The 9,145-nt window shown below is 63.7% G+C and carries 9 protein-coding genes; 8 read left to right on the top strand and 1 reads right to left on the bottom strand.

From position 1 onward, the window contains the following. The first annotated feature begins 2 nt into the window (after positions 1-2). Genes LDO54_RS25950 through LDO54_RS25940 form a run of 3 tightly spaced genes read left to right on the top strand, consistent with a single transcriptional unit; the run spans position 3 to position 2,203 of the window. The gene (locus LDO54_RS25950) at positions 3-1,247 is read left to right on the top strand and encodes a beta-ketoacyl synthase N-terminal-like domain-containing protein (protein WP_224013529.1); all 1,245 of its coding nucleotides are present in this window, start codon (positions 3-5) and stop codon (positions 1,245-1,247) included. Positions 1,248-1,293: 46 nt separating this feature from the next. Beyond that, positions 1,294-1,743, top strand: coding sequence for a signal peptidase (locus LDO54_RS25945; protein ID WP_224013528.1), 450 nt, complete (start codon positions 1,294-1,296; stop codon positions 1,741-1,743). A gap of 19 nt (positions 1,744-1,762) precedes the next feature. Continuing rightward, positions 1,763-2,203 carry an excinuclease ABC subunit A gene (locus tag LDO54_RS25940; protein WP_224013527.1) on the top strand — a complete coding sequence of 147 codons (441 nt, stop codon included), beginning with the start codon at positions 1,763-1,765 and terminating at the stop codon, positions 2,201-2,203. 66 nt (positions 2,204-2,269) lie between these two features. Here the strand turns inward: LDO54_RS25940 and LDO54_RS25935 are convergent, their stop codons facing one another. Then, on the bottom strand, positions 2,270-3,034 hold the full coding sequence (locus LDO54_RS25935) for a class I SAM-dependent methyltransferase (RefSeq protein ID WP_224013526.1): 765 nt from the start codon (positions 3,032-3,034) through the stop codon (positions 2,270-2,272). A gap of 146 nt (positions 3,035-3,180) precedes the next feature. Between LDO54_RS25935 and LDO54_RS25930 the strand changes: the two genes are divergently transcribed. The 5 genes from LDO54_RS25930 to LDO54_RS25910 all read left to right on the top strand — a co-directional run bounded on the left by LDO54_RS25930 (position 3,181) and on the right by LDO54_RS25910 (position 9,145). Then, positions 3,181-4,434 carry an NAD(P)/FAD-dependent oxidoreductase gene (locus LDO54_RS25930; RefSeq protein WP_224013525.1) on the top strand — a complete coding sequence of 418 codons (1,254 nt, stop codon included), beginning with the start codon at positions 3,181-3,183 and terminating at the stop codon, positions 4,432-4,434. Between the two features lie 412 nt (positions 4,435-4,846). Then, complete coding sequence (locus tag LDO54_RS25925; protein ID WP_224013524.1) at positions 4,847-5,533, top strand: GntR family transcriptional regulator; 687 nt, start codon at positions 4,847-4,849, stop codon at positions 5,531-5,533. A 483-nt stretch (positions 5,534-6,016) separates the two neighbouring features. Further along, positions 6,017-6,973: a flavin reductase family protein gene (locus LDO54_RS25920; protein ID WP_224013523.1), complete on the top strand. Its 957-nt coding sequence runs from the start codon at positions 6,017-6,019 to the stop codon at positions 6,971-6,973. A gap of 172 nt (positions 6,974-7,145) precedes the next feature. Beyond that, positions 7,146-8,177 carry an ABC transporter substrate-binding protein gene (locus LDO54_RS25915; protein ID WP_436975682.1) on the top strand — a complete coding sequence of 344 codons (1,032 nt, stop codon included), beginning with the start codon at positions 7,146-7,148 and terminating at the stop codon, positions 8,175-8,177. An 86-nt stretch (positions 8,178-8,263) separates the two neighbouring features. Beyond that, positions 8,264-9,145, top strand: a complete 882-nt coding sequence (locus tag LDO54_RS25910; RefSeq protein WP_224013522.1) for an ABC transporter permease — start codon at positions 8,264-8,266, stop codon at positions 9,143-9,145.

The raw sequence follows: 9,145 nt of genomic DNA, 5'->3' as shown, positions 1-9,145 counted from the left end.
GCATGCAGGAATCCTTAACGTCGAACGGATTGCAACGCGTGGTCGTGACGGGCATGGGCATCGTCTCGTGCCTCGGCAACACGCTCGACGGCGTGGCCGCGCGCCTGCGCGACGGACGCGGCGGCATCACGCGCGTGGCGGCGTGGCGCGAGCGCGGCTTCGCGAGCCAGGTGGCGGCGGTCGCATCGGTGGACGACGAGAGGCCGTTCGCGCGCAAGGCCGAGCGCTTCATGGGCGACACGGCGCGCTTCGCGTGTCATGCGGCGCGCAGCGCCATCGCCGACGCGGGACTCGACGAGGCCGCGCTGCGCCAGCCGCGCGTGGGCGCGGTGGTGGGCTCGGGCGTCGGCACGATGTCGGCTTACGACGCGGCGATGGCGTGCGCGAGCGCACGCGGCGTGGACCGCGTGCCGCCCTATACGGTGCCGCAGGCGATGAGCAGCACGGCATCGGCGAATCTCGCGCACGTGTTCGGCATGGAAGGCGTGACGTACTCGCCGTCGTCGGCGTGCACGACGTCGGCGCTCGCGATCGGCCAGGCGATGCAGCTGATCCAGACCGGTCGTCAGGACCTCGTGCTCGCGGGCGGCAGCGAAGCGCTGCACGACAACATGACGCTGCTGTTCGACGCCATGGGCGCGCTCTCGCGCGGTTTCAACGACACGCCGGAGCGCGCGTCGCGGCCTTACGACACGCGTCGCGACGGCTTCGTGATCGGCTCGGGCGCGGGCGTGCTGGTGCTTGAATCGCTCGCTCACGCGCGCTCGCGCGGCGCGCGCATCCACGCGGAAGTGACGGGCTTCGGCCATTGCACGGACGGCGCGCAGATGGTCGCGCCGCAGGCGGGCGGCATCGCGCGCGCGATGCGCGCCGCGCTCGCCGAGGCGGCGTGCCGCCCCGACTACATCAACACGCATGCGCCTTCCACGCTCTCGGGCGACGTCGAGGAACTGCTCGCGCTGCGCGACGTGTTCGGCGCGGACGTCCCGGCGTTTTCGTCGACGAAAGCGCTCAGCGGCCATCCGCTCGGCGCGTGCGGCGCACACGAAGCGATCTACACCTTGCTGATGATGCGCGATCGCCGGATCGCGGGCGCCGTGGGTATCGACGAACTCGATGCGCTCGCCGCCACGCTGCCGCTCGTGCGCGAAACGCGCGACGCGCGTATCGAGACGGCGATGTCGGTTTCGTTCGGGTTTGGCGGCAGTTGCGCCAGCCTGATGTTTCGCGCACTGCATGCGCACTGAACGCGCCGTGAGTGACAGGCGCTCCTGAAAACCACGAGGAAAACCTATGAGAACACCGAGCCTCACGCTGACCGCCGCCGCGTTCGTCAGCCTCACGCTGGCCGCTTGCGGCACGCAGTTGAAGACATTGCCGATCCAGCCGGCGCTGTCCGCCGCGCCCGCTGCATTGACGACGACAGGCAATGCGGACATCGCGATCTACTTCAGCACGCAGCCGCATGCCGAGGTCGCGCGCCGTGTCGGCGAAGCGTCGCATTCCGTGCGTATCGCGCGTTCGACGGACGGCCCCGATGTCTCGTGCAACAAGGCGCTCGCCGACGCGGTCGGCAAACTGCGCGCCGACGCGCGCAGCAAGGGCGCGAACGCGGTCATCAACGTCTCGACGCGCTTTCACGAAAACGAATCGAAGTCGGCGACCGAATACACCTGCGGCGTGAGCCCGAGCGCGGCGGCGATCGCCGTGAAGGGCGATCTCGTCGTGCTGCAGGCCCAGTGATCCAGCGGAGAGAGCAACAATGAAAAAACTGTGGATGACGACCGCGCTGTGCGCGGCTTTCGTGACGACGCATGCCTGGGCGCGCGATACGGTGGACACCTATCCGGTGGCCGACGCGCTGCAAAGCGAGCCGGGCAAAGTGGGCGACGATATTGCGCTGTATTTCGCGGGCCAGAAGCATCCGGCCGTGAAAAAAACGATGGGAACCATCGCGACCAACAAGAAGACGAACGCGCTCAACAAGAGCGATGAAGAAGCCTGCCAGCACGTGTTTCTTTCGGCGGTGCGCGAGTTGCAGGAGCGCGCGCGCCAGCAGGGCGGCAACGCGGTCATCAACATCAAGAGCAATTACCGTAACAACCTGACCGAGAGCCCGACGGACTTCACGTGCGGCGCGGGCACGATGATCGCGGGCGTGGCGCTGGTGGGCGACGTGGTGGCGTTGAAGGGCGCGAAGTAATTATTTTTCGATTTTTTTCGGGCCGCGGCGCGTGACAATACGCGCCGCGCCGTTTGCGCGCCTGGTTTACTGCGCTTTCACCGCGGCAACGTTCACCAGCGTTTCGCGGCGCTTGCCGGGCTTCGGATGATGCAGGCCGAGGCGCTCGAACAGACCGAAATCCGCCGCGCGGCTCCACCACAAATAAGGGAGCGAGACATTGTGCTCGGCGAAGCGGAAACCTGCGTGGCGTATCATGCCGAGGTAGCCGTCGGCGCTTTTTTGCACCTGCATGGGATGGCGAAACAGCAGACGAATGACCCACGAGCGAATATAGGCTTCGGTGGATTCGGCAAACAGCAAAACGCCGCCCGGCTTCAGCACGCGATGGAATTCCGCGAGCGCGCGCTCCTGCTCGACCAGATGATGAAAGGTCTGGTGGCAGAACACGATGTCGGCGCTGGCCGAAGGCAAGGGCAGGTTCGCGCAGTCGCCGTGCAGCACGTCGAATGCCGTCTGCGTCTGCGTCTGCGTCTGCGATGCCTGTGACTGCTGGCGCTGCTGAACCGCGCGCGCCGCTTGCGTCGCGAGTTCGAGCGAAGCCTCGTGATAGTCGATGCCGACGATGCGGCGCGGACGGAAGGCCTCGGCGAGCAGAGGGAACGACTTGCCCTGGCCGCAGCCGACGTCGACGATCGTGGGCGCTTGAGGCAGCGGCTGATCGATCAGTCGCTTGAGATCGTTGATCGCCACGCGCAGGACGTGATGCTCCCACGTGTGGGTGCGGAGAAACCAGATGCCGAATGCCGTTTCCGGCACGAACGGCACAACATTTGATTCGGAAACCGACATATTTTTCCCCGATGCATATTCGGTCGTGGACAAAGAACGGGCATTGTAATGGCAAGCATGCTGCGCGAGGCGGTGAAGTCGTCAACGAATGCGCAACGCGCAATCAAGGTACAGGAAGGTGTATGGAACAGAGTCGGGAGGAGTCAGTGAATCAGCAATCGGAACGCGCTGGCCGTAGCGAAAGCGTTGACGTGGCGATCATCGGCGCCGGTCCCTCGGGTGCAGTGGCGGCGGCGCTGTTGCGCAAGAGCGGGCGTTCGGTGCTGGTGCTCGAACGTCAGCATTTTCCGCGCTTCTCGATCGGCGAAAGCCTGCTGCCGCAGAGCATGGAATATCTCGAGGAAGCGGGCATGTTGCAGGCCGTTGTCGAGGCCGGCTTTCAGTACAAGAACGGCGCGCAGTTTATGTGGCGCGATCAGTTCACCGCGTATGACTTCCGCGACAAGCATTCGCCGGGCTGGGGCACCACGTACCAGGTGGAGCGCGCGAAATTCGACGAGCTGCTGATCCAGTGCGCCGCGCAACAGGGCGCCGAAGTGCGCTTCGGCCATACGGTGCTGGCGATGCAGCCGGGCGATGAGCCGCTGCTCGAAGTCGTCGACGAAAGCGAAACGCGCTATGAAGTGCGTGCGCGTTTCGTGCTCGACGCGAGCGGTTTCGGACGCGTGCTGCCGCGCCTTCTGAACCTGGAAGCGCCCACCGGTCTGCCGACGCGCGCGGCGATTTTCAGCCACGTGCGCGATGGTCTCGCGCTCGACGATTTCGATCGCAACAAGATTTGCGTGGCGACGCACCCCGAGCATCGCGATGTGTGGTTCTGGATGATTCCGCTGGCGGGCGGCCGCTCGTCGGTGGGCTGCGTGGCCGAGGCGGCGTTCTTCGATATCCCGGAGGCCGAGCGCGAGGCGCGTCTGCGCGCGTTGATTCGCGAGGAGCCGACGCTCAATCGCTTGATCGGCGATGCGCCGTTCCTGATGCCGGTTCGGCAGATCGGCGGCTATTCGGCGAATGTCGAACGTTTGCACGGCGCGGGTTATGCGTTGCTCGGCAATGCGGGCGAGTTTCTCGATCCAGTCTTTTCGTCGGGCGTGACGATTGCACTGCGCTCCGCGCATATGGCCGCGAAGGTCGTGGATCGCGTGCTGAATGGCGAAGCGGCGGATTGGCAGAACGAATACGATGTGCCGTTGCGCAAGGGTATCGATACGTTCCGTGCTTTCGTCGAGCGCTGGTATTCGGGCGAATTGCAGGACATTATTTATTACCCGCGTCAGACGCCGCTGATTCGCCGCATGATTAGCTCGGTGCTGGCCGGTTATGCGTGGGACGAAAGCAATCCGTATGTCGCGGAGCCGGTGCGCCGGCTGAATACGCTGCATGAGGCGTGCAAGCGCATGTGATCTGATGCAGGGAGAGGTGCGGGAGCGGGCGAGATCGGTGTTTCGCTCTCGCTTTCGCGCTGAGCCACGCGATTGCTTGCCGCTAGACGCCGATAGCCCGAAAGCGCTTTCGCGCTTTTCATTCCTTTTCGATTTCCATTGAACGCGATTTTTTATTGCCCACGGCTATTCGCGTTGATCTACCGTTTGCAACTAACGGTCAAGCCCCGCTACAACCCGCCTTCAAAAGACACGGCACCACCGTTTTGCAGAAACGCGCGCGCCGAAGTGCCGGGATTTCATCGAGACGAATCCCTTTCTCAGTGAAATACCTTACAAAAGTGGCACACTTTCCGTATGCGGGATAATATGGCATTCCAAGTCGCCGATTGGTCATCGTGCGGCTTTCCTCTCCGTTCACCTTACGCGCCCTATGTCAGATCTAAAAATCGTCCGCGAAACCAAAACCCTCCGTGAACTGACGCTGGATAAGCTGCGCGACGCCATCGTGCAGGGCTATTTCAAGCCGGGCGCGCGCCTTGTCGAACGCACGCTCTGCGATGAACTGGGCGTGAGCCGCACCATCGTGCGCGAGGTGCTGCGGCACCTGGAAACGGAAGGGCTCGTGGAGGTGATCGCGCGTCAAGGGCCGGTCGTCGCGCAACTGAATCCCGCGCAGGTCAGCGAGATTTACGAATTGCGCGGTCTGCTCGAGGCGAACGCTGCGCGCGCCTGCGCCGAGCAATCCACGCCCGAGCTCGTCAAGCAGTTGCGCGATATCCGCAAGGAGATCGAGGCGGCGTTCAAGTCCGGGGATCTGCCGACCGTGCTCGCGCATACGGAGCGTTTCTACGAGGCGCTGTTCGAGGGCGCGCAAAAGACGGTGTCGCTCGCGGTGGTCAAGACGCTGAACGCGCGCATCAACCGCCTGCGCGCGCTGACGATCGCCACGCCCGGACGCAGCGGCGAGTCGAATCGCGAAATGAACAAGATGCTCGATGCCATCGAGCGGCGCGACGGCGACGCGGCCTTCGCGGCTTCGATTGCGCATATCAAGCGGACGGCCGAACTCGCGCTGGCCGCACTGGCGGCGCGCGGAGAAGGCGGCGAAGCCGCCTGAGCCTGATCTTCCTTTGGCGCATCACGCGCCTGCGGCCGCCGGCCAGGTGCCCGGCGGCCTGCGTTCGTCCGCCCGCAGCGGCGGCCCGCGCGCTTTCCCTGTCTGAGCCCTCACAGCGCCGCCTCCGGCGCGCCTGACGCCCCATTCATCGCATCTTTGATCGCCCTTGTGCACGACCGCCGGCAGGCGGCATTCGTGCCAGCCATGCGCGTCGTCTACCTATGGTATTCCATAATATTTAGTCCGCATGGTAGTCGATAGTATGGCATACCATAATCTTCCGCATCGACGGGAGCACGGGCAGGCGGTTGGGGCGGGTGAAGCGGGTGAGGTTGGAGCGAACTTGCGGTCGCCATGACCACGGCTAACGATTCGCCATCCTATGTAATTGCTGCGTAATTCGACGAAGCGACGAAGCAACTCAAGACGGCCCGCCAGGTCGTCGAAGCCCTCTGCCCACTATCAGGAATCGTGGAGAACATCATGTCTGAGCCGATCATCGAACCGATTTTCGACGTCGCCGAATTTCGTCGTGCGCTGGGTGCCTTCGTCACGGGCGTGACGGTCGTCACCACGATCCAGCCGGACGGCTCGCCGCGCGGCTTCACGGCCAATTCGTTCACGTCGGTGTCGCTCGATCCGCCGCTGATTCTCGTGTGCATTGCAAAGACCGCATCGAGCCACGCGGTGTTCTCCACCACCGATCATTTCGCAGTCAGCGTGCTCGCGGAAAGCCAGAAAAACGTCTCCAGCGTCTTCGCGTCGAAATCCGCCGACAAATTCGCGCAGGTCGCCTGGCGTGCGCGCGCGACGGGCGCGCCTGTCATGGAAGGCGCGTCGGCGACGTTCGATTGCCGCACGCATGAAGTCGTCGATGCGGGCGATCACATCATTCTGATCGGACGCGTCGTCGATTTCGTCCACACGAACTCATCGCCGCTGGGCTATTGCCGCGGCGCGTATGTCAACTTCAGCCTCTCGCAGGATGCGCTGGCCGCCACGGGGGCGCGTGCGCAAGTGGGCGCGATTCTCGAACACCGCGACGGCCTGGTGCTGCTCGAAACGCCCGAGGGTTTCGCGTTGCCGACGGGCGTCAAGCTCGAACCGGCGAGCGACGCGGCCAGTCTGCGCGGCGTGCTCGCGAAACTTGGCCTGGTGGCGCATCTGGACTTTCTGTTCGCCGTGTTCGAAGCGGGACAGGGGCCGTCGTCGAGCGTGCACGTGTATTACCGTGGCCGAGTGAACAGCAGCGGCGCGGCGATGATGGACAACGCGATTCATATCGTGCCGCTCGCGCGGATTCCGTGGGGCGAACTGCGCGACGAAGCCGTGCGCTCGATGTTGCAGCGTTATGTGCGCGAACGCAGCGAGGACGCTTTCGGCATCTATGTCGGCGATACGGAAGCGGGCACGGTTCAGACGCTCGCCGCCGCGCACTGATCACAGATCGCAGGCCGGTTGAGTCAATCGGCGCATCCGGCAATCAATCAGACAAAAAATTCAGTATCACGAAGTAAATAAGAGGCAGCAAACCATTCTGAAGCCCGCGCGACGTTCGACGCTGGCCTGACCGTTACACGATTCAGCACCATTGATTCCCAAGGACATGGAAATGAACAGCACACGCACCCTGATGATGACGCCGCTGATCGCGCTGTGCGCGTCGGCTTTCAACGCCGCGCCCGCGCTTGCCGCCGATCCGATCGTATTCACGAGCTGGGGCGGCACCACGCAGTCCTCGCAGCAGAAGAACTGGGCGCAGCCCTTTACGCAATCGAGCAGCGTCAACGTGCTGATGGACGGCCCGACCGACTACGGCAAGCTCAAGGCGATGGTCGACAGCGGCAACGTGAACTGGGACGTCGTGGACGTGGAAGGCGACTTCGCTTACGCCGCGCAGAAGGCGGGTCTGATCGAGCCGATCGATTACAGCGTCGTCAAAAAGGACGAACTCGATCCGCGCTTTTCGAGTGGCAGCGCAGTGGGCAGCTTCTATTACTCGTTTGTCCTCGGCTATAACAAATCGAATTACAAGGGCGCGCAGCCGCAAACCTGGGCCGATCTGTTCGATACGAAGAAATTCCCCGGCAAGCGCACGTTCTATAAGTGGTCGGCGCCCGGCGTGCTCGAAATCGCGCTGCTCGCCGACGGCGTGCCGCCCAACAAACTCTATCCGCTCGATCTCGACCGCGCCTTCAAGAAACTCGACACCATCAAGAGCAGCATCGTCTGGTGGAGCGGCGGCGCGCAGTCGCAACAGTTGTTGGCGTCGGGCGAAGCGCCCATCGGCATGTTCTGGAACGGGCGTTTGCATGCGCTCGAACAGACGGGCGTGCCGGTCGGCATCTCGTGGAATCAGAACCTGACCGCTGCGGACATGCTCGTGATTCCCAAGGGCGCGAAGCACAAAGCCGAAGCGATGAAGTTTCTCGCCGTCGCGACGAGCCCGCAGGCGCAGGCGAAATTCGCGCAGGACACCGGTTATGCGCCGATCAACGTGAAGTCGGCGGCCATGATGCCGGCTGCCGTCGCCAAGACCTTGCCCGACCAGTACAAGACCTCGCAGATCAATCTCGACATGAAGTACTGGGCCGACAATCGCGACGCCATCGCGAAGCGCTGGTACGCATGGCAATCGAAATAAGCATAGAAATAGCACCGAAATAGCATCGAAATAAACGCACGCGCCTGATCGCGAACGATCGCCGCAGGAGACCCGTAGGAGACATCATGCCCAACGTTCTGAGTACCGTTGCCCATCCGCCGGCCACGCCGACGCGCGCGCGCCGCGACTGGCGCAACATCCGCCTGTTGATTCCGGGGATCGTGCTCCTCGTGATTTTCTTCATGCTGCCGGTGCTCTCGCTGCTGCTGCGCAGCGTGCTGGAGCCCACAGCGGGTCTGCACAACTACGAGCAGTTGCTCGGTTCGTCCACCTATTTGCGCGTATTCGGCAACACGTTTCTCGTGGCGACCGTCGTGACGGTGGCGACAGTGGCGATCGGCTTTCCGACGGCATGGCTGCTGGCGATCGCGCCGCGCAAGCTGAGTTCGCTGCTGTTTTCGATTCTGCTGCTGTCGATGTGGACGAATCTGCTGGCGCGCACGTTCGCGTGGATGGTGCTGCTTCAGGCCACGGGGCCGATCAATCGGATGCTGATGGCGGCCGGCCTCATCAATGAACCGCTGGCGCTCGTGAACAATCTCGTCGGCGTGACGATCGGCATGACCTACATTATGTTGCCGTTCCTCGTGATGCCGCTGCACGCCACGCTGCGCAGCATCGATCCTTCCACCTTGCGCGCGGCCGCCGTGTGCGGCGCGAACCGCTGGCAAGCCTTCTGGCGCATCCTCGTGCCGCTGGCGATGCCGGGCATCGCTTCGGGCGCGCTGATGGTGTTCGTGATGGCGCTCGGTTATTTCGTCACGCCGGCGCTGCTCGGCGGCGCGCAATACATGATGCTCGCCGAACTCGTCGCGCAACTGGTGCAGGAGTTGCTGAACTGGGGACTCGCGGGCGCGGCGGCTTTCGTGCTGCTCGCCGTGACGCTCTCGCTTTACGCGCTGCAATTGCGCTTCACGGGCGGCGCGCGCGCCAACGGAGGGCTCTGA

Origin of the sequence: Paraburkholderia tropica, assembly GCF_914484835.1 — a bacterium.
Classification (GTDB): domain Bacteria; phylum Pseudomonadota; class Gammaproteobacteria; order Burkholderiales; family Burkholderiaceae; genus Paraburkholderia; species Paraburkholderia tropica_A.
Note: the sequence above shows the minus strand (reverse complement) of the source record. Positions and strands in the feature narration are given on the sequence as shown.

What these genes read in the sequence shown, in the direction of transcription:
- LDO54_RS25950 (WP_224013529.1), top strand. Translation starts at nt 3, where the DNA reads ATGCAGGAATCCTTAACGTCGAACGGATTGCAACGCGTGGTCGTGACG.
- LDO54_RS25945 (WP_224013528.1), top strand. Translation starts at nt 1,294, where the DNA reads ATGAGAACACCGAGCCTCACGCTGACCGCCGCCGCGTTCGTCAGCCTC.
- LDO54_RS25940 (WP_224013527.1), top strand. Translation starts at nt 1,763, where the DNA reads ATGAAAAAACTGTGGATGACGACCGCGCTGTGCGCGGCTTTCGTGACG.
- LDO54_RS25935 (WP_224013526.1), bottom strand. Translation starts at nt 3,034, where the DNA reads ATGTCGGTTTCCGAATCAAATGTTGTGCCGTTCGTGCCGGAAACGGCA.
- LDO54_RS25925 (WP_224013524.1), top strand. Translation starts at nt 4,847, where the DNA reads ATGTCAGATCTAAAAATCGTCCGCGAAACCAAAACCCTCCGTGAACTG.
- LDO54_RS25920 (WP_224013523.1), top strand. Translation starts at nt 6,017, where the DNA reads ATGTCTGAGCCGATCATCGAACCGATTTTCGACGTCGCCGAATTTCGT.
- LDO54_RS25915 (WP_436975682.1), top strand. Translation starts at nt 7,146, where the DNA reads ATGAACAGCACACGCACCCTGATGATGACGCCGCTGATCGCGCTGTGC.
- LDO54_RS25910 (WP_224013522.1), top strand. Translation starts at nt 8,264, where the DNA reads ATGCCCAACGTTCTGAGTACCGTTGCCCATCCGCCGGCCACGCCGACG.